The following is a 20,595-nucleotide window of genomic DNA, read 5'->3' on the forward strand; positions in this document are numbered from 1 at the left end:
CGACCGGTGTCACCGCGACAGCCGGGAACGGTCAAGCGACGGTGTCGTTCACCGCGCCGGTCAGCGATGGCGGTTCGGCGATCACCTCGTACACGGTGGCGGCTGACCCTGGTACGGCAACCAGGACCTGTGACGCAAGCCCCTGCACCGTCACCGGCCTGAGCAACGGCACCGCCTATACGTTCACCGTGGTCGCCACCAACGAAGCCGGCGACTCGGTCGTCTCCGACCCGTCGGCAGCGGTCACCCCGATCACGAAGCCGGGTGCACCGACCGGTGTCACCGCGACAGCCGGGAACGGTCAAGCGACGGTGTCGTTCACCGCACCGGTCAGCGATGGCGGCTCGGCGATCACCTCGTACACGGTGGCGGCTGACCCTGGTACGGCCACCAAGACCTGTGACGCAAGCCCCTGCACCGTCACCGGCCTGAGCAACGGCACCGCGTACACGTTCACCGTGGTCGCCACCAACGCGGAGGGGGACTCGGACCCATCGGCGCGCTCGGCGTCCGTCACGCCGGCTCGGGTACCTGACGCACCGTCTGCTGTGGTCGCCGTGGCGGGTGACCGTCGGGCGACGGTCTCGTTCGTGCCCCCGCTCGACAACGGTGGGGCACCGATCACCTCCTTCACGGTCACCACTCGTCCCGGAGGCATCTCGACGGTCTGCGCTGCCAGTCCGTGTGCCATCACCGGGCTGAGCAACGGCACCGCCTACCGGTTCGTCGTCCGCGCAACCAATGTCCACGGCGACTCCTTCGAATCGGCGCCTTCGGCCGCAGTGCGTCCTGCTGCTCCGGTCGTCCATTGGTTCCGCGACCCGCTCTCCAGCAAGCAGCGCCAGAAGTTGGCGCCGGTGCCGGGCGACCCCAAGCGTGCCACCGGCCGGATGCGCTCGACCAGGGCGACGTATCGCACCTTCAACGGAACCTTGGCTGTGCCTGTGAGTTCAGTGCGTGGGAACCAGTTGGGAGCAGGCCAGGGCGTCCAGTTGACGGGACTCTTCCGGTTCGACTCGGCGAAGCTGACCCCGTCGGGGCGACGCCAGTTGCTGGTCGTCGCGCGCAGCCTGAAGAACGTCCGGGCGCTGACCTGCGAGGGTTACGCCGACTACGCCGGGAGCCTTCGGCGCGAGCGGGTGCTCTCTGCGCAACGTGCCCGCGCCGCCTGCGCGGTGCTGAAGAAGAAGCAGGAGAAGGTGAAGGTCCGTGCGGTCGGCTACGGGCCCCTGCGGCCGGTGCAGATCGGCGGCACCCCGCATCAGCGTGTCGACAACCGACGGATCGCGCTGCTGATCCGGCGCTGAGCGTCTCGATCACCTCGTGTCCGGCCCACGCTCAGGGGCGGTCGGACACGAGGCTCCGACGACCGGGACAGCGGTGTCCGATCTCGGCCCCGCTGTTACCGGTTGTCACTCGATCTCATGTATCTTGATGTCGAGAGATATCGAACGGACAATCCAGGCTGAAGTTAGGCAAACCTTGCTTCACGAGCCGCTGGTGGCAGCGGCAGACTGGGTCCGAGCGAAACCACGAACTTTCACAAGGAGATGGCTGATGGCCAGTCAGGACAGCTTCGGCGCCAAGGGGGCGCTGGAGGTCAACGGCAAGTCGTACGAGATCTTCCGGCTCAACCAGGTCACCGGTGAGGGCGTGGACGTCGAGTCGCTCCCGTTCTCGCTGAAGGTTCTGCTCGAGAACCTCCTGCGTACCGAGGACGGCGCCAACATCACCGCGGACGACATCCGCGCGTTGGGCGCCTGGGAGGCCGACGCAGAGCCCAACAAGGAGATCCAGTTCACGCCGGCGCGCGTGATCATGCAGGACTTCACCGGCGTCCCCTGTGTCGTCGACCTCGCCACGATGCGTGAAGCGATGGCCGACCTCGGCGGCGACCCGTCCAAGATCAACCCGCTCGCGCCCGCCGAGATGGTCATCGACCACTCCGTGATCGCCGACGTCTTCGGTACCCCGGACGCTTTCGAGCGCAACGTGGAGATCGAGTACGAGCGCAACCGCGAGCGCTACCAGTTCCTGCGCTGGGGCCAGGGCGCCTTCGACGACTTCAAGGTCGTCCCGCCCGGCACCGGCATCGTGCACCAGGTGAACATCGAGCACCTGGCTCGCACCATCTTCACCCGTGAGGTCGACGGCGTCCTGCAGGCGTACCCCGACACCTGCGTCGGTACCGACTCGCACACCACCATGGTCAACGGCATCGGCGTCGTCGGCTGGGGCGTCGGCGGCATCGAGGCCGAGGCGGCCATGCTCGGCCAGCCGGTCTCCATGCTGATCCCGCGGGTTGTGGGCTTCAAGCTCAACGGCGACCTGCCCGAGGGCTCCACCGCCACCGACCTGGTGCTCACCATCACCGAGATGCTTCGCAAGCACGGTGTGGTCGGCAAGTTCGTCGAGTTCTACGGCCCCGGCGTCTCGGCTCTGCCGCTCGCCAACCGCGCCACCATCGGCAACATGAGCCCCGAGTTCGGTTCGACCATCGCGGTCTTCCCGATCGACGAGGAGACCGTCAACTACCTGCGCCTCACCGGCCGTAGCGAAGAGCAGCTCGCGCTGGTCGAGAGCTACGCCAAGGAGCAGGGCCTGTGGCACGACCCGTCGGCTGAGCCCCGCTACAGCGAGAAGCTCGAGCTCGACCTCGCCACCGTGGTTCCCTCCATCGCCGGCCCGAAGCGTCCGCAGGACCGCATCGAGCTGTCGTCGGCCGCCGGCAACTTCGCCGAGGACGTGAAGACCTACACCTCGACCCCCGACCTCAAGGCCGAGGTCACCGTCGATGGCGAGACCTTCCAGCTGGAGAACGGCGCTGTCACCATCGCGTCGATCACCTCCTGCACCAACACCTCCAACCCGAGCGTGATGATCGGCGCGGCGCTGCTGGCGAAGAAGGCCGTCGAGAAGGGCCTCAAGGCCAAGCCGTGGGTCAAGACCACGCTGGCGCCCGGCTCCAAGGTCGTCTCTGACTACTACGACAAGGCCGGCCTGACCCCCTTCCTGAACGACCTGGGCTTCAACCTGGTCGGCTACGGCTGCGTCACCTGCATCGGTAACTCGGGCCCGATCATCCCCGAGGTCTCCGCCGCGGTGAACGAGCACGACATGGCTGTCGTCTCGGTGCTGTCGGGTAACCGCAACTTCGAGGGTCGGATCAACCCCGACATCAAGATGAACTACCTGGCGTCCCCGCCGCTCGTGGTCGCCTACGCGATCGCCGGCAACATGAACGTCGACCTGTTCAACGACGCACTGGGCACCGACGCCGACGGCAACGACGTCTTCCTCAAGGACATCTGGCCGTCGCCGGCCGAGGTCGAGGAGACCATCCGCGGTGCGATCGACACCAAGATGTTCGACGAGTCCTACGCCGACGTCTTCGCCGGTGACGACCGTTGGCGTTCGCTGCCCACCCCGGAGGGCAACACCTTCGCGTGGGACGAGAACTCGACCTACGTCCGCAAGGCTCCCTACTTCGAGGGCATGCCCGACGTTCCCAACCCGGTCACCGACATCGAGGGCGCTCGGGTCCTGCTGAAGCTCGGCGACTCGGTCACCACCGACCACATCAGCCCGGCTGGTGCGATCAAGAAGGACTCGCCGGCTGGCAAGTACCTCGCCGAGAACGGTGTCGAGCAGCGCGACTTCAACTCCTACGGTTCGCGCCGTGGCAACCACGAAGTCATGATCCGCGGCACGTTCGCGAACATCCGCCTGCGCAACCAGATCGCTCCCGGCACAGAGGGTGGCTTCACCCGTGACTTCACGCTGACCGAGAACGCTGCGGAAGCCCCGGTCTCGACCGTCTACGACGCCTCGGTCAACTACCAGGCCGCCGGCATCCCGCTGGTCGTCCTGGCCGGCAAGGAGTATGGCTCCGGCTCGTCGCGCGACTGGGCCGCCAAGGGCACCTCGCTGCTCGGCGTGAAGGCCGCGATCGCTGAGTCCTACGAGCGCATCCACCGTTCGAACCTGATCGGTATGGGTGTCATCCCGCTCCAGTTCCCGGCCGGCGAGAACGCCGACAGCCTGGGCCTGACCGGCGAGGAGGTGTTCTCGTTCGCCGGGATCACCGAGCTGAACGAGGGCCGCACCCCGAAGACCGTCAAGGTCACCGCGACCAAGGCCGACGGCTCCGTCGTCGCCTTCGACGCTGTGGTTCGCATCGACACCCCCGGTGAGGCGAACTACTACCGCAACGGCGGCATCATGCAGTACGTGCTCCGCAACCTGCTCAAGGGCTGATTGCCGCACCGCTCGATCTGAGCGGCCCGTCACCGATGGTGGCGGGCCGTTCGGCATTTCAGCGTGGGCCGCGACAGAGCGGCGTCTGATCGCTACGCTCGCCACGTGACTGGGTCGGTGCCACGCGTCTCCTGCTTCTTGCTCGTCGACGAGCGCGGCTGGGTGCTGTTGCAGGAACGTGACGACGATGCGCCGACCCATGCCAACCAGTGGTGCACACCGGGCGGCCAGGTCGAAGCGGGGGAGACCTTCGAGGACGCCGTCTACCGCGAAGCCTGGGAGGAGACCGGCGTCGTCTTCCGCGACGGCGACCTGGAACCATGGCTCACCGAGCTCCACGACTGTCCTTACTGCGGCCCCATCGACCACGCGTTCTACTTCGCCGACGTCGACCTGGTCGATGCCGACATCCGTTGTACCGAAGGGCGCCAACTGGTCTTCTGCGACCCCGCCCTGATCCCCGACCTCGCGCTGACGCCATCGTCGCGCTACTTCCTGAGCCGCTTCTGGACCTTCCTGGAGGATCGATGAGTCTCACCGTTCACCCCGTTCCCGGCTTCGGGGCCGAGGATGTCGTCGTCGTGCCGGATGGCCCCGCCGCCGGCGCCGTCTACACGGGGACCGAGGACGGTGCCATCTTCCGGCTGAGCGCGGATGGCACCCGGATCGACCGGATCGCGGAGACCGGCGGGCGTCCGCTCGGATTGGAGCTCTTCGCCGACGGAGCCCTGCTGGTCTGCGACGCGCGGCGCGGCCTGCTCCGGGTCAACCCTGAAGACGGTGCGATCGAGCCGCTGCTCGACGCCGTCGACGGTCAGCGGATGGTCTTCTGCAACAACGCCGCGATCGCGGCCGACGGCACGATCTGGTTCAGCGACTCCTCGACCAAGTACCCGATCGACCGGTGGAAGGACGACTTCGTCCAGAACACCCGGACCGGGCGCTTGCTGCGGCGCGACCCGGACGGATCGGTGACCGTGGTCCTCGACGGTCTGGCGTTCGCCAACGGCGTCGCCCTGGCGGCCGACGAGAGCTACGTCGCTGTCGCGGAGACCGGCGCCCGCACGGTGGTTCGGTACTGGTTGTCCGGCCCTGACGCCGGCAGTCGCTATCTGCTGGCGACCGACCTGCCGGGATACCCGGACAACATCTCCACCGGCAGCGACGGACTGGTCTGGGTGAGTCTGGCCTCGCCGCGGGACCCGTTGGTCGAACGCCTGCAACGCGCACCGCTGCCGCTGCGGCGTGCGGTCACCAAGCTGCCGGATGCCGTGCAGCCCGCTCCCAAGCGCACCATCCGGGTCCAGGCGTTCGACGACGCTGGCGTGTTGGTCCACGACCTCGACCTGGCCAGCCCTGACTTCCACATGGTGACCGGGGTACGTGAACACCAGGGCCGGGTCTGGCTCGGCAGCCTCCACGAACCCGCCATCGCCGTGCATGACCTCTGAGCCCTGCTGTTGCCTATGACCCACAGCTGTTGCTGATCATCTAGACTCGACAGGTGGCCGCAAGAGCGGTCGTGAACCAGACCTGGAGGACTCGCTGCATGGGCTACCTGCAGTCGATCACGGCCCCGCGTGACCTGCGTGATCTCAGCTCGGAGCAGCTCGACGAGCTGGCGGCCGAGATCCGCGACGTGATGATCCGAACGGTGGCGACCAACTCCGGACATCTGGGCCCCAACCTCGGAGTCGTCGAGCTGACCATGGCGATCCATCGGGTCTTCGAATCGCCGAACGATCGGGTCGTCTTCGACACCGGCCACCAGACCTACGTGCACAAGCTGCTGACCGGCCGCGCCGATCAGTTCGGAACCTTGCGGCGCGAGGGCGGCCTCTCCGGCTACCCGAGCCAGCAGGAGTCGGAGCACGACATCGTGGAGAACTCGCACGCCTCCACAGCCCTCTCCTACGCGGACGGTCTGGCCAAGGCCTACGCGATCCAGGAGCAGGACCGCCACGTCGTCGCGGTGATCGGTGACGGCGCGTTGACCGGTGGCATGGCCTGGGAGGCGTTGAACAACATCGCCATCGCCAAGTCCAGCCGCCTGGTGATCGTCGTCAACGACAACGAGCGTTCCTACACGCCGACCATCGGTGGTCTGGCCACCGCGCTGACCTCCCTGCGCACCAACCCCCGCTACGAGGTGATGCTGGAACAGGTCAAGCGCCGCCTCAACGCGGTCCCCGGTGTCGGCCCCGCTGCCTACGAAGCCCTCCACGCGGTCAAGAAGGGGATGAAGGACGCGCTTGCCCCGCAGGGCCTCTTCGAGGATCTCGGGCTCAAGTACGTCGGCCCGGTCGACGGCCACGACCGCGCCGCGATGGAGCAGGCACTCACCCAGGCCAAGCGGTTCGGTGGTCCGGTGATCGTGCACGCGATCACGCGCAAGGGCCAGGGCTATGACCCCGCGCTGCGCCACGAGGCCGACCAGTTCCACGCACCCGGCCCGTTCGACGTCCAGACCGGCGCCGAGAAGCCGAAGGGCAAGATCTGGACCGACCACTTCTCGGAGACGATGGTGGAGCTAGGCTCCCGCCGTACCGATGTCGTGGCGATCACCGCCGCGATGATGCACCCGGTGGGCCTCGACGCGTTCGCCGCGGAGTTCCCCGATCGCACCTTCGACGTCGGTATCGCCGAGCAGCATGCGGTGACGTCGGCCGCCGGCCTGGCGATGGGTGGCATGCACCCGGTCTTCGCCGTCTACGCGACGTTCCTGAACCGTGCCTTCGACCAGGTGTTGATGGACGTGGCACTGCACAAGTGTGGCGTCACCTTCGTGCTCGACCGCTCGGGCATCACCGGCGACGACGGCGCCTCCCACAACGGCATGTGGGACATGTCCCTGCTGCAGGTGGTCCCCGGTCTGCGGCTCGCCGCGCCCCGCGATGTGCCCCGGCTCAAGGAGCTGTTGGACGAGGCCGTCCAGGTCGACGACGCAGCGACGGTGGTCCGGTTCCCGAAGGGGCCGCCGCCCGAAGAGATCGTCGCGGTCGACGCCGTCAACGGCGTGGACATCCTGGTCCGTGAGGGTGCCGAGGACGTACTGATCGTCGCCGTCGGCGCGATGGCGAGCACCGCCGTCGAGGTCGCTGCCGCACTGCGCGAGCAGGGAGTCGGCGTGACCGTCGTCGACCCTCGCTGGGTCAAGCCGGTCAACCCGGCGGTGATCGAGCTCGCCCGTCGTCACAAGCGGGTCTGGAGTATCGAGGACAACGGAGTCGTCGGTGGCTGTGGAGCGGTCCTGCTGCAGACTATGAACAGCGCCGGAGTCCATACCCCTCTTCACCTGCGGGGTATCCCGCAGGAGTTCCTCGACCACGCCAAGCGTGGCGTGATCCTGGAGCGGATCGGGTTGGGCGCCGGCCACCTCACCGAGGAGATCCTGGCCGACCTCCGGGCGACCACCGAACCTCAGGCGTTGGTCGATGCGGAACGAGGGCGTTAGGCGGCGCTGGGAGGGAGCAGCCGCCAGTCTGGTTCTGATCCTTACGGTCGGAGCAGGTTGTGGTCTGGGAGACGAACCGGTCCCGGGAGAGACCAGTAGTCAATCGACCGCCTTGACGACCGAGGTCAGCAAGGCACTGCATGCGCGCGTGCGCGCGATCAAGACCGGTAACGAGTCCACGTTCCTGGCCGGGCTCGCAGCCGACCCAGCGTTGCGCGGCTCGGAGCGTGACTATTTCGACAACCTGCAGGACCTGCCGCTCGCCAGGTTCGGCTATCGGCTCGACACCGCCAGCGTTCAGGAACAGCAGGCCGACGACGGCAGCTACCGGGTCCAGGCCGAGCTCACGGTGGTGACCCAGCTCGACGGATTCGACGACCGCCCGGTCCGCGCTCCGGCGCGTTTCGTCTTCGAACGTGCCGACGACGGCACGCTGCTACTGACCAGCACCCACGATGCGGCTTGGGAGGCAGACCACGGCGTGACCAGGCAGCCGTGGGAGACTGAACGGGTCGAGGTCATCAACTCGGACCAGGTACTCGGCATCTTCGACAAGCCGAGCGCTGCCCACGGCTGGCAGATCGTCGACGACGTCGCCGACGCGCTCGCTGCGATCCGGCCCGAGCTGCCGGTCGAGTGGGACTCCGGCGTCGTCGTCTACGGACTCTCCACCACCGAGTTCCTCTCCAGCCTGGCCGACCTGCCCGGCGGGGTCCCGGATCGTCTTGACGGCGTCGCCTTCCCGGTGCCGATCAGTCCCGGGTCACAGACCTATGCCAGTACCAGGTTCCTGCTCCATCCCCGAATGGTCGGACGCCGCGACGACGCCCGGCGGCGGTTGATCCGCCACGAGCTGGTCCATGTCGGCCTCGGCCGCCTCGACGACCGGATCCCGACCTGGCTGTCCGAAGGGATCGCCGAGTACCTGGCCGCGCGGCCGATCGCCCCGCAGGACAGGTTGATCTCGCGCGACGCCGTCAACGCGGCGCAGCGGGGGATCACCGAGTTGCCGTCGGACCAGGAGTTCAACGGTGACGACTCGTCGGCCAACTACGGGATCGCCTGGTTCGCCTGTGACTACATTGCCGACACCTACGGGGAGTCGACCCTGTGGAAGCTCTTCAACGTGATGCGGGCCGGCAACGGCACCGCCAGCGCCGACCAGGACGAGGTACTGCGCGACGTGCTCGGCGTCGGTGAGGCGGATCTTGCGCGCGCCACGGGGGACAGGATTACCTCGGTCTTCGGGTAGCTTCCGCTATATTCGGGTGCTATGGATTTCCTACGCACCAAGTCGGTCGAACAGTCGTTGGCCGACACCGAGGACCCGGAGCACCAGCTACGACGCAACCTCGGTCCGTGGGACCTGATCATCTTCGGTGTCGGTGTGATCATCGGCGCCGGAATCTTCGTCTACACCGGCCAGGTCGCGGCGAAGAACGCCGGGCCGGCGATCGCGCTCTCGTTCCTGGTCGCCGGAGCGGCCTGCGCCTTGGCCGCGCTCTGCTACGCCGAGTTCGCCTCGACCGTCCCCGTCGCCGGTAGCGCCTATACCTTCAGCTACGCGACGCTGGGCGAGCTGATCGCCTGGATCATCGGCTGGGACCTGGTCCTGGAGTTCACGGTGGGTGCCTCGGCGCTCAGCGTCGGCTTCTCCGGCTATCTGCAGAACCTGCTCGAAGGCACCGCCCTGGAGATCCCCGCGCAACTCGGCTCCGCCGAGCAGGGGTGGGTGAATCTCCCGGCTGTCCTGATCGCGCTCCTGGTCACCTGGGTGTTGGTCCTGGGCATCAAGCTGTCCAGCCGGATCAACCAGATCGTCGTGGCGATCAAGCTGCTGGTCGTCGCATTGGTGATCATCGCCGGCATCAAGTACATCGACTTCGGCAACTACTCGCCCTTCATCCCTGACGCCGAACCGGCGACCGGAAACGATGCGGGCTTCTGGGACCAACCGCTGATCACCTCGCTCTTCGGGATGGAGCCCGCCGTCTTCGGTCTCGGCGGAATCGTTGCGGGCGCCGCCGTCGTCTTCTTCGCCTTCCTCGGCTTCGACATCGTCGCCACCACCGCGGAGGAGACCTACAACCCGCAACGCAACGTGCCGATCGGCATCCTCGGTTCACTGGCCATCGTCACCGGCCTCTACATCGCGGTCAGCCTGGTGGTCACCGGCATGCAGAACTACCGCGACATCGATCCGGCGGACCCGGCACCGTTGGCGACGGCCTTCGAGTCCGTCGGGCTGCCCTGGATGGGCGACCTGATCTCCCTCGGCGCCTGTATCGGCCTGACTGTCGTGGTCCTGATCCTGCTGATGGGCCAGACCCGGGTCGCGTTCGCGATGGCACGTGACGGCCTCCTCCCGGCGCCGTTGGCGAAGGTCCACCCGACCTACCGGACGCCGCACGTGGCGACCATCGGTGCCGGCATCCTGGTCGCCGCCATGTCTGGCTTCGTCGGCTTCGAGACCCTGGGCCACCTGGTCTCGATCGGTACTCTCTTCGCCTTCGTGCTGGTCAGTATCGGCGTCGTCGTACTGCGCCGCACCCGCCCGGACCTACCGCGTGTCTTCCGTACGCCGGCAGTCGGTCTCGTGGCAACAGCATCGGTCCTCCTCTGCTTCTATCTGATGCTGAACCTCACCGCGGGAACCTGGCTGAGGTTCCTGATCTGGATGGCGCTCGGGATCGTCGTCTACTTTGCCTATAGCCTTCGTCACAGTCGCTTGGCGGGAACAAACGCCACGCGTTGAGGGTTATCGCGGCGCAGGGCAGGACCGCGTGACGAGGAGGGTGATTCGAGTTGAAGTACGTACACATCGTTGACGACTTCCCGGCGTCCGAGGACGGGGAGGGCCAGGTGCTCATCGTCTGTCTGGACGGCTTCCTCGACGCGGGCCGTTCGGCCTCGCTGCTGACCACGCACCTGGCCGACGAGGCGCCACGTCCGATCGTCGCTTCGTTCGACATCGACGCGTTCCACGACTACCGGGCACGGCGTCCTGGGGTCACCTTCACCGAGAACCACTACCACGACTACGACGCCCCTCGAATCGTCGTGCGACAGATGCTTGACGCCAACGACGTGCCGTACCTGATGATGACCGGTCCCGAGCCGGACATGCGTTGGGAGGCGTTCGCCGAGGGTGTCGCGGAAGTCGTCACCCGCTTGGGCGTTCGGCTCGTCCTCACCCTGGATTCGGTGCCGATGGCAGCGCCGCACACCCGTCCGCTGATGGTCACCCGTCACGCCAACATGCCGGACCGGCGTTCCGACGTCTCGCACTGGTCGGGGAGCCTGCGCGTTCCTGCCTCGGTCCAGGCACTGTTGGCGATCCGGCTGGGGGAGCGGGACCTCCCGCTCCAGGGTTTTGTGCTGCACGTTCCGCACTACCGGGCACAGTTCGACTTCAACGACGGGGCACTGGCACTGGCCCGGGAGGTCACCACCGAGTTGGGCCTGGTCTTCAACACCAACGCGATCCGGTTGGAGGCCGAGGCTGACGACGAGCGCTACCGCGAGTACGTCGCCGGCCACCCGGAGCTCGCGAGCCTGGTCACCGGGCTCGAGGAGCAGTACGACCGGTTCCAGTTCGCTGAGGCCTCGGGGCTCAACCTTCTTCCCGGCGAAGAGCTGCCGGACGGTGAGCAGCTCGGTGCCGAGTTCCAACGTTTCCTCGCGGGCCTCGACGAGCGCGGCCCGGACAACTAGAGAGGCGCACGGTTGCCCAGGTCTACGCGTGAACTGCAGGAACTCCTCGACATCGAGGATCTCGACGTCAACCTCTTCCGAGGGCGCCAGCCCTCCACCTCCCTGCAGCGGGTCTTCGGGGGACAGGTCGCCGCACAAGCGTTGATCGCGGCCTCCCGCACCGCTCCGGATAAGACCGTGCACTCGTTGCACTCGTACTTCCTGCGCCCGGGAGACACCGCGGTCCCGATCATCTACGACGTGGAGAACCTCCGCGACGGGCGATCGTTCGCCACCCGCCGGGTGACCGGACGCCAGCACGGGCGCCCGATCTACACGCTGACGGCCAACTTCCAGGTCGAGGAGGAAGGCCTGGAGCACCAGGATGCGATGCCGGAGGTGGGGGCACCCGAGGCGGGGTTCAGCCTGCCCGACATCCTCCGCGCCCGTGGCGTCTCCGACGCGATGCGTGACTGGGAGGAGGAGTGGGCCGCACTCGACGTGCGGTATCTGGGCAACACCGCCGTCGGCGGTGTCTCCGAGGACGGTGAGCGTCCCTCACGGGCGCAGGTCTGGGTCAAGACCGAGGGTGAACTCGGTGACGACCCGCTGGAGCACGTGGCGGCGTTCACCTACGCCAGCGACATGACCCTGATCAGCGCGGCTCTGGTGCCCTACGGCCTGACCACGGCCAGCCCCGGGATGCAGGTCGCCTCGCTGGACCACACGATCTGGTTCCACCGCCCGTTCCGCGCCGATGAGTGGTGGCTCTACGACCAGCACTCGCCGGCGGCCGTGGGCGGCCGCGGGCTGGTGCTGGCCCGCGTCTTCAGCCAGGAAGGCGAGCTTGTCGCCACTGTGGCGCAGGAGGGACTGATCCGCAAACACCCCACGTCCTGAGCGGACGTGGGGTGCTCGGTGGGGTGAGACGCCTGAGCCCGGAGCTAGAGGGCTCGGGTGTGCCCCAGTACGTGCGGAGCGCCGTTCCTCGGTGAGGTGACCGCGAAGTCGATGCCCTGAGCCTCACCGCGGAAACCGAAGCGGACCGTGGCGGGGAGGAGGATCGGCTTCTTGAAGCCGACCGCGACCCGGACGGCGTCCGGCAGCCGGTTCTCGATCGCGGCTACGGCGCGGGCCTTGGTCCACATCCCGTGGGCGATCTGGCGCGGGAAACCGAAAGCCTTGGCGGTCAGCGGGTAGAGGTGGATCGGGTTGCTGTCACCGGAGACCGCGGCGTAGCGCCGACCCAGGTCCGCGCCGAGGCGCCAGTTGGCAGCCCCAGGAGTGGCCGCCGCGAACTCGGTACCGCGCTCGCCGTTCTCGGCGTCGCCGCGGCCGATCCGCAGGTAGCTGGAGACCGACGACCAGACGGTCGCGCCGTCCTGGGTGATCCGGGATTCGAGGTCGAAGACCTGGCCCTTCGCGTGCGGCCGCAGGTTGGTGGCCCGCACCTCGGCGTCGACTACGGCGTCCGGACCGACCTGCGCGAGCCGATCGATCCGGTTCTCCAGGTGGACGGTGCCGATCGCGGGGAAGGGGAACGCCTGATCCGTCATCAAAGCCATGTGTAGCGGGAACGCCACCATGTGTAGGTAGGTGAGCGGAAGGACGTCGCGGTGCTCGAACCCGCAGACGTCGGCGTACGCGCGGACGTGATCGGCGTCGAGCCGAACGCCCTCGCGGCGGAGGGTCAGCTCGGGCAGCGGACCGCCCTGCTTGCGGACCCCCGGCAACTGGTTGACGCCAGGAACCGCCGGGAGCGCGGCCTTCAGCATCGTGCCCAGGCCGCCGCCGGCGCCCTGGAGAACCCGGGTCTCCGCCATCTCAGGCACCCAGCATCATCTGGCCGCAGACCCGGACCACGTTGCCGTTGACGGCGGTCGAACCGGGGCTGGCGTACCAGGCGATCGTCTCGGCGACGTCGACCGGCAGACCGCCCTGGCTCATCGCGTTCAGGCGCTGGCCGACCTCGCGGGTGGCGAACGGGACGGCCGCGGTCATCTGGGTGATGATGAAGCCTGGAGCCACGGCGTTGATGGTGATCCCGTCGGTGAGCTCTTCTGCGAGCGAGTCGACGAACCCGATCACGCCTGCCTTGGAGGCGGCGTAGTTGGTCTGGCCGACGTTGCCGGCGATACCGGCGATCGAGGCGACGCCGATGATCCGACCGTTGGCGTTGATCGCCTCGGCGTCCAACAGCGCGCGAGTGATCCGCTCCGGGGCGGTGAGGTTGACCGAGATCACCGACTCCCAACGGTCCTGGGCCATGTTGGCAAGCTTCTTGTCGCGGGTGATGCCGGCATTGTGGACCACGACGTCGACGGCACCGACCGTCTCCTTGACGTGGTGCGCGATCCGCGCCGGTGCGTCGGCGTGGGTGATGTCGAGGGTGAGCGAGTCGCCGCCGAGCTCCTTCATCACCGACTGGAGTTCGCTGGCCGCCTGCGGGACGTCGATGCCCAGGATGGTGGCGCCGTCACGGTGCAGGACGCGGGCGATCTGCTCGCCGATGCCGCGACTGGCACCGGTCACGATGGCGATCTTGCCGGCCAGTGGACGCTGCCACGCGACGCTCGGGGCCTCCAGGGTTCCGGTGGCGCCGACGCGGACGACCTGGCCCGAGACGTAGGCCGACTTCGGCGAGAGCAGGAAGGCGAGGGTGGAGGCGAGGGCGTTCTCGGCACCTTCGGCGACGTAGACCAGCTGGACGGTCGAGCCGCGGCCGATCTCCTTGCCGAGCGAGCGGGTGAAGCCTTCGAGGGCACGTTGCGCGACGCGCTCGCCGCCGGTGACCTGTTCCGGCGGGGTGCCGATGACGACGACCCGGGCGCAGCTGTCGAGGCTGCGCAGCAGCGGGGTGAAGAACTGCTGGAGTGCGACGAGGTCGGTGCTCGCGTTGAGGCCGGTGGCGTCGAAGACCAGGCCCTTGTAGCGGCCCTCGGCGGTGGGCGCGGTGTCGACGGCGATCTCCAAACCGGCCAGGGTGGCGGCGACGGCGTCGCTGACCCGGCCCTTGCCGCCCAGCGCCACGGTGCCCTTGACCAGCGCCGAGCCCTCGCTCCAGCGCTCCAGCGCGGTCGGGTCGGGCAGGCCGAGGTTCTTGACCAGCAACTTGCCGATCGGGTTCTTGGTGAAGGCCTGGTAACGGTCGGTCATCGGTTGTCCTCTGCTGTGCCGGGTGTAGAACGGATGTGGCCGCGAAGCCGTGCTCATACGGTAGGCGGACTAGCGCCAACCGTATGCAACTAGTGTTGTAACTCGGAGTCCACTTATCGTGATCTCCGCCTCATATCTTTACCAACGGGTAACAACGCCGCAAGGATAGGCGTCAGCATCCGCTTCAACCTGATCCAGGAGCCCACCATGCAGACCACCACCCGTCGCGTCGCCATCATCGGCGGCAACCGGATCCCGTTCGCGCGCTCCAACAGCGTCTACGCGGACGCCTCCAACCAGGAGATGCTGACCGCCGCGCTCGACGGCCTGGTGACGCGCTTCGGTCTGGAGGGCGAGCAGCTCGGCGAGTTCGCCGCCGGCGCAGTGCTCAAGCACAGTCGCGACTTCAACCTCGCGCGCGAGGTCGTGCTGGGCAGCAAGCTCTCGCCGCGCACCCCCGCCTACGACATCCAGCAGGCCTGCGGAACCGGCCTCCAGGCCGTCATCCAGGTGGCCAACAAGATCGCCCTGGGACAGATCGACGTAGCCGTCGCCGGTGGCTCCGACACCACCTCGGACGCGCCGCTCGCTGTGGGGGAGAAGCTCCGCAAGAAGCTGATCAAGGTCAACCAGGCGCGCGACACCAAGGCCCGTCTCGCCGCACTCGCCAAGATCCGCCCCGGCGACATCTCGCTGGCCATCCCGCAGAACTCCGAGCCCCGCACCGGTCTCTCGATGGGTGACCACCAGGCGCTCACCGCTCTGGAGTGGGGGATCAGCCGTGAGGCCCAGGACGAGCTGGCCGCGGCCTCGCACCAGAAGCTCGCCGCCTCCTATGAGGCCGGGTTCCAGGACGACCTGATCACTCCGTTCCGCGGTGTCGAGCGCGACAACAACCTGCGCCCCGACTCCACGGTCGAGAAGCTGGCCAAGCTGAAGCCGGTCTTCGGGAAGGGCGAGGCGGCCACGATGACGGCCGGCAACTCGACGCCGCTCAGCGATGGCGCCAGCGTCGTCCTGCTCGCCTCTGAAGAGTGGGCTGCTGAGCGGGGTCTTCCGGTGCTCGCCTACCTGACCGCGTACGAGACCGCTGCCGTCGACTACGTGGGTGGTGACGAGGGTCTGCTGATGGCCCCGGCCTACGCCGTCGCGCAGATGCTCACTCGCGAGGGCCTCACCCTGCAGGACTTCGACTTCTACGAGATCCACGAGGCGTTCGCCTCGCAGGTGCTCTCGACGCTCAAGGCCTGGGAGTCCCCGGTCTTCTGCAAGGAGCGTCTGGGACTTGACGCTCCGCTTGGAGAGATCGACCGGACCAAGCTCAACGTCAACGGCTCGTCGCTCGCGGCCGCGCACCCCTTCGCCGCGACCGGAGGCCGGATCGTGCCGGTACTCGCCAAGCTGCTCGCCGAGAAGGGTTCGGGGCGTGGCCTGATCTCGATCTGCGCGGCCGGCGGTCAGGGCGTCGTGGCGATCCTCGAGCGCCCCTGATCGACGATCCCAGTCTGGCTCAGCCGCGAGCCAGAGCCAGGCTGGTATCGACCAGGTAGCTGCGGACCTGGGCGACCGACACCTTCTCGGTGGTCGGGATGCCCGGGGCCAGCTCCTTGATGAAGAGCCCGACCCGGGCCAGCTGCAGTGCGCCGAGCCCGGTCGCGTACATGTGGTTGGCGAGCATCGCGGTGTCGCCGATCTTGAAGATGCCCTTGGCGACGCCCTCGTCGAGGATCGCGCTGAGCAGAGAGAGGCACGAGGCGATCGCCCGACCGAGGCGGAAGAGCGCGGACTCACTGATCTCGTCGAAGAGCTGCGGTCCGGGCTGACGCATCAACGCCTGCGCGCATTCGACGAAGGCCGGGAAGCGGACGCCGAAGTCGACGAAGGTCTCGACCACCCTGGCCAGCCGGACCTCGGGGTCCGGGTCGGTGTGAGCTTCCATCAGGGCGTGCAACTCGTCCAGGTAGCCGACCAGGGTGAGTGCGAAGAGCTCCTCCTTGCCGGAGAAGTGCCGGTAGATGATCGCGCGGTTGGTGCCGACCGCTTTGGCGATGTCGTCGATGTGGACGTCGCGGACGCTACGGGTGTCGAAGAGGCTCCGAGTGGCGTCCAGGATCTCCCGCTCGCGCTTCCGCCGGCGGGTTGCCGCGGCCGATCGTCGTCCATCGAGCCGTGGTGAGTCGGATTCGCTCATACCTCCATGTTACCGAGTTGCAACTCGGTGTTGCACATGGTGTTGACGCGCGTTCGGCTGGGACACTCAGCAGGTGAGTTCACCGTTCCAGCGCGAGTGGCGTCCTGCGTGGCCGTGCCCCGTCGGCTCGATCCTCGCGCCACTGCGCCGCGGCGCAGGCGATCCGACCTTCGCCAGGGGTGGCGACGGCAGCCTGTGGCGCGCGTCGTTGACTCCCCAGGGCGCTGCAACCCTCCGGGTCCGCTCGGATCCGGGCCTCGGCGTCATCCACGCCTCCGCTTGGGGACCGGGCGCGGAGTGGATCCTCGACAGCGTGCCCCGGCTTCTTGGAGCCGACGACGACTGGGCGGGATTCATCCCCTTGCATCCGGTCGTGGAGCGGTCCTGGCGGGCCCATCCTCATTGGCGGATCGGCGCCACCGGGCTCGTCTTCGATGCGCTCCTGCCGGCGATCCTGGAGCAGAAGGTGACCGGTCAAGAAGCGTTCGGCGCCTATCGGCGCCTGGTCACCCGGTTCGGCGACGCAGCCCCCGGGCCCGCCGCGGACGCCGGACTCCGGGTGCCGCCGTCCGCTGCCGAGGTGGCGCAGATCCCGTCCTGGGAGTGGCTCCGGCTACCCGTCGACGGTGGTCGATCCACGCCGGCGGTCCGTGCCGCGAAGGTGGCAGGTGCGTTGGAGCGCGCTGGCGTGCGTGGTGCGGCAGACCTGGACCGGGCTCTGCAGAGCCTCCCCGGTATCGGCGTCTGGACCAGCGCCGAGGTCCGCACCCGTGCACTCGGCGATCCGGATGCCGTGAGCTTCGGTGACTATCACGTGGCGAAGGACGTGGGCTGGGCGCTGACCGGGACGCCGGTCGACGACGCCGGCCTCGCGGAACTCCTGGCGCCATGGGCCGGACAGCGGGCACGTGTCGTCGGCCTGTTGGCGCTTGCGGGACTGCGCCGACCGCGACGCGGTCCACGGATGGCTCCGCGTAGCCACCTACCAGGCTCCTGATGTGAGAGACGTCACCTCAGCGCCTTCTGGTCGTTGAGGCACCGAAGGCGACACGCGGTCGTCTCGGGGGATGGCGAATGTGAGCGCGCTCACGTAACTTTCGTTTACAGTGCGTGTCACATTCCAGTCAGCCCCAGACAGGAAGCGAGAGTTCATGACGTCGCAGACCCCTGGCCTCGGCACGTCGATGCCGGCCCGGATCGCCAGCGACCTCGTAGGCCGTGGTCGAACCGGCTTGGAGACCCTGGGGGCGATGATCGTCCTCGGTCTCGAAGCGATCACCACCGCCGCGAGAGACATCGTGTCCCGGAAGTTCTCGTGGAGTGAGTTCCTGCTCCAGGCCTGGTTCATGAGCCGGGTCTCGGTGCTTCCGACGATCCTGGTCGCCATCCCGTTCGGCATCATCGTCTCGATCCAGATCGGCGGAGTCGCCGGTCAGATCGGCGCGGAGTCGTTCTCCGGTGCCGTCAACGGGATCGGCGTCCTCCGTCAGGGTGCGCCGTTGGTCACCTCGATCATGATCGCCGGCGCCGTCGGTGCCGCGATCACCTCCGACCTCGGCGCCCGCACCATCCGCGAGGAGGTCGATGCCCTTCAGGTGATGGGCATCAACCCGGTCCAGCGGCTGGTCGCGCCCCGTGTGGTCGCGGCCCTCGTGGTCGCCTTCTTCCTCAACATCGTGGTCGCCGCCACCTCGATCATCACCGGATACACGCTCAACGTGGGCGGTGGCGCGGTGAGCTCGGGTACCTACATCGCCGCGTTCGTCTCGTTCGCCCAACCCACCGACCTCTTCCTGGCCAGCTTTAAGGCGATCATCTTCGGCTTCATCGCGACCATCGTTGCCTGCCACAAGGGACTGAACGCCAGCGGCGGTCCGAAGGGTGTCGCCGATGCTGTCAACGAGGCAGTGGTGATCAGCGTGATCGCACTGGCGATGGTGAACGTGGCGCTGACCCAGGCTTACGTGATGCTGGCACCGAGCAGGATCGCGTGACGCCGATGGCCAAGATGACTGCGGGACTCACCACCAACCTCGGCCGATTCGGCGACTTCGCTTCGTTCTCGTGGACCGCCTTCGTCGGCATCCGGTTCACCCTGCAGCGCTACTACAAGGAGGTGTTGCGGCAACTCGCCGACATCACCTGGGGGACAGGTGCCCTCCTCGTCGGCGGTGGCACCGTCGGCGTGATGATCCTGCTGTCGCTCTCCGCGGGAACCTCGTTGGGCATCGAAGGCTTCAACGGCCTGGAACTGCTGGGACTGGCGCCGTTGACCGGCTTCGTCTCCGCCGGCGTCAACACCCGCGAGCTGGCGCCGCTGGTCGCGGCCCTCGCACTCGGCGGCCAGGTCGGCTGTCGGTTCACCGCACAGATCGGCTCGATGCGGATCTCCGAGGAGATCGACGCGCTCGAGGTGATGGCGGTCCAGCCGATGCGCTACCTGGTCACCACCAGGGTCCTGGCCGCCATGTTCGCGATCCTGCCGCTCTATCTGATCGGCCTCTTGGGCGCCTACGCCGCCTCCGAGTTCGCGGTGGTGGTCCTCTTCGACCAGTCCCGCGGCACCTACCAGCATTACTTCTACTCATTCATCGATGCGCGTGACGTCTTCTACTCCCTGGTGAAGATCTTCGTCTTCGCGCTGGCGGTCTCACTGATCCACTGCTGGTTCGGCTACCGCGCGGGCAGCGGGCCCCAGGGGGTCGGCGAGGCGACCGGTCGGGCGATCCGGGCCAGCATCGTCAGCGTCGTCATCCTCGACATGATCATGACCCTCGTCTTCTGGGGATCCGATCCAGGGTTCCGGGTGGCCGGCTGATGCGCGGGGAGATGAGCAAGCGGAGCCAGACGATCCGCGGTTCGGTGATCGCGGCACTCTGCTTGGCCGTGATCGGACTGCTGCTCGCCAAGTCCTTCGGACGCTTCGACACCGTCGTGCCCGTCGTCGCTGAGCTGGACTCGGCAGGCGGAGCGCTCGAGGTCGGTGCCGAGGTCAAGCTCGACGGCGTCGTCGTCGGGAAGGTGACCAGCATCGATGGCACCGCCACGGGCGTCGACGTCGACCTGGCCCTCGACCCCGAGCGTGCCGATCGGGTACCGAGCAACGTCACGGTCCGCGTGTTGCCGATCAGCATCTTCGGTGCGGCCTACGTGGAGCTGGTTCGCCCGAAGAAGGCCAAGGGAAGCGTGAAGGCGGCTGCGGTACTGCCTCAGGACGCATCGTCGACCACGATCGAGCTCGGCGATCTGCTGGAAGACACCCAGGACCTCGTCGACGCCCTCGGCCCGGCCGAGCTCGCGACGGCGTTGGAGACGTTCGCAGCGACCTTGGACGGTAAGGGCAAGCAGCTCGGGTCGATGATCGACACCGCGAACTCGGCGGTCGCCCGGATCGAGCCGTTGATGCCTCTGGTCCGCCAGGATCTTCGCCTCGCCACCGTGGTGGCGACCACCATCAGCCGGATCACGCCGAACCTCTTCACCGCACTGGACGGAGCGATGGCGTTGGGGAACATGCTGATCGAGCGCGAGGACGAGTTCCGCAACGTGCTCACCGGCCTGGTCGGGGCGAGCGCCGAGGTCGACTCGCTGTCGACCGCCAACTACGCGGCGATGGCGCTGGGAATCCCCTACCTGCGCCGGTCGGTGACAGCGCTCTACCTGGCACGCGGTGACATTCCGCGGACCTTCGCCTCCGTGATCGCCCTGTCCAACGGTGGTATCCCGGCGCTCAGCCATGGCCCGTACATCCGGGTCGATGCCGAGGTCAGGATCCCGGACGAGAAGGAATACACCAGAGCCGACTGCCCGTCCTACGGCGGCCTACGCGGGAAGGGGTGCTGAT

At 67.6% G+C, this 20,595-nt stretch carries 17 protein-coding genes; 14 read left to right on the forward strand and 3 right to left on the reverse strand.

Annotated elements, in window-relative coordinates:
* The 9 genes from ACLM5J_RS18535 to ACLM5J_RS18575 all read left to right on the forward strand — a co-directional run.
* A partial coding sequence (locus ACLM5J_RS18535) for a fibronectin type III domain-containing protein (protein WP_413658095.1) occupies window positions 1–1,307 on the forward strand: 1,307 nt, incomplete at its 5' end.
* Window positions 1,308–1,557: 250 nt separating this feature from the next.
* Entirely contained in the window at window positions 1,558–4,257 is a 2,700-nt protein-coding gene (gene acnA, locus ACLM5J_RS18540; RefSeq protein ID WP_413658096.1) for an aconitate hydratase AcnA, read from the forward strand.
* Between the two features lie 105 nt (window positions 4,258–4,362).
* The gene (locus tag ACLM5J_RS18545; RefSeq protein ID WP_413658097.1) at window positions 4,363–4,788 is read left to right on the forward strand and encodes an NUDIX domain-containing protein; all 426 of its coding nucleotides are present in this window, start codon (window positions 4,363–4,365) and stop codon (window positions 4,786–4,788) included.
* Entirely contained in the window at window positions 4,785–5,708 is a 924-nt protein-coding gene (locus ACLM5J_RS18550; RefSeq protein ID WP_413658098.1) for an SMP-30/gluconolactonase/LRE family protein, read from the forward strand. The genes ACLM5J_RS18545 and ACLM5J_RS18550 overlap by 4 nt, the downstream gene beginning before the upstream one ends.
* 98 nt (window positions 5,709–5,806) lie before the next feature.
* Window positions 5,807–7,711, forward strand: a complete 1,905-nt coding sequence (gene dxs, locus ACLM5J_RS18555; protein WP_413658099.1) for a 1-deoxy-D-xylulose-5-phosphate synthase — start codon at window positions 5,807–5,809, stop codon at window positions 7,709–7,711.
* A gap of 148 nt (window positions 7,712–7,859) precedes the next feature.
* Window positions 7,860–8,963 (forward strand): hypothetical protein, encoded by a 1,104-nt coding sequence (locus ACLM5J_RS18560; RefSeq protein WP_413658100.1) that lies wholly within the window; start codon window positions 7,860–7,862, stop codon window positions 8,961–8,963.
* A gap of 21 nt (window positions 8,964–8,984) precedes the next feature.
* Window positions 8,985–10,466 carry an amino acid permease gene (locus tag ACLM5J_RS18565; RefSeq protein WP_413658101.1) on the forward strand — a complete coding sequence of 494 codons (1,482 nt, stop codon included), beginning with the start codon at window positions 8,985–8,987 and terminating at the stop codon, window positions 10,464–10,466.
* A 50-nt stretch (window positions 10,467–10,516) separates the two neighbouring features.
* Window positions 10,517–11,425, forward strand: coding sequence for a proteasome assembly chaperone family protein (locus ACLM5J_RS18570; protein ID WP_413658103.1), 909 nt, complete (start codon window positions 10,517–10,519; stop codon window positions 11,423–11,425).
* Between the two features lie 12 nt (window positions 11,426–11,437).
* Entirely contained in the window at window positions 11,438–12,304 is an 867-nt protein-coding gene (locus ACLM5J_RS18575; protein WP_413658104.1) for an acyl-CoA thioesterase, read from the forward strand.
* 44 nt (window positions 12,305–12,348) lie between these two features.
* On the opposite strand, the gene ACLM5J_RS18580 is transcribed toward ACLM5J_RS18575, so the two are convergent.
* Both ACLM5J_RS18580 and ACLM5J_RS18585 read right to left on the reverse strand, forming a co-directional pair.
* On the reverse strand, window positions 12,349–13,227 hold the full coding sequence (locus tag ACLM5J_RS18580) for a MaoC family dehydratase (protein ID WP_413658207.1): 879 nt from the start codon (window positions 13,225–13,227) through the stop codon (window positions 12,349–12,351).
* A gap of 1 nt (window position 13,228) precedes the next feature.
* A complete protein-coding gene (locus ACLM5J_RS18585; RefSeq protein ID WP_413658106.1) occupies window positions 13,229–14,560 on the reverse strand; it encodes a 3-oxoacyl-ACP reductase in 1,332 nt (443 codons plus the stop codon).
* Window positions 14,561–14,767: 207 nt separating this feature from the next.
* Here ACLM5J_RS18585 and ACLM5J_RS18590 point away from each other — a divergent pair, with 207 nt between their 5' ends.
* On the forward strand, window positions 14,768–16,051 hold the full coding sequence (locus ACLM5J_RS18590) for an acetyl-CoA C-acetyltransferase (RefSeq protein WP_413658107.1): 1,284 nt from the start codon (window positions 14,768–14,770) through the stop codon (window positions 16,049–16,051).
* A 19-nt stretch (window positions 16,052–16,070) separates the two neighbouring features.
* Here the strand turns inward: ACLM5J_RS18590 and ACLM5J_RS18595 are convergent, their stop codons facing one another.
* Window positions 16,071–16,751: a TetR/AcrR family transcriptional regulator gene (locus tag ACLM5J_RS18595; protein ID WP_413658109.1), complete on the reverse strand. Its 681-nt coding sequence runs from the start codon at window positions 16,749–16,751 to the stop codon at window positions 16,071–16,073.
* Window positions 16,752–16,824: 73 nt separating this feature from the next.
* Between ACLM5J_RS18595 and ACLM5J_RS18600 the strand changes: the two genes are divergently transcribed.
* From ACLM5J_RS18600 to ACLM5J_RS18615, 4 genes are all read left to right on the forward strand, one after another.
* On the forward strand, window positions 16,825–17,748 hold the full coding sequence (locus ACLM5J_RS18600) for a DNA-3-methyladenine glycosylase family protein (RefSeq protein ID WP_413658110.1): 924 nt from the start codon (window positions 16,825–16,827) through the stop codon (window positions 17,746–17,748).
* 154 nt (window positions 17,749–17,902) lie between these two features.
* Window positions 17,903–18,745 carry an MlaE family ABC transporter permease gene (locus tag ACLM5J_RS18605; RefSeq protein WP_413658112.1) on the forward strand — a complete coding sequence of 281 codons (843 nt, stop codon included), beginning with the start codon at window positions 17,903–17,905 and terminating at the stop codon, window positions 18,743–18,745.
* Between the two features lie 5 nt (window positions 18,746–18,750).
* Entirely contained in the window at window positions 18,751–19,569 is an 819-nt protein-coding gene (locus ACLM5J_RS18610) for an MlaE family ABC transporter permease (RefSeq protein WP_413658113.1), read from the forward strand.
* An 11-nt stretch (window positions 19,570–19,580) separates the two neighbouring features.
* Window positions 19,581–20,594 carry an MCE family protein gene (locus ACLM5J_RS18615; protein WP_413658115.1) on the forward strand — a complete coding sequence of 338 codons (1,014 nt, stop codon included), beginning with the start codon at window positions 19,581–19,583 and terminating at the stop codon, window positions 20,592–20,594.
* Window position 20,595: the final 1 nt, after the last annotated feature.

Source organism: Nocardioides sp. Bht2, from assembly GCF_047308515.1.
Lineage (GTDB): Bacteria > Actinomycetota > Actinomycetes > Propionibacteriales > Nocardioidaceae > Nocardioides.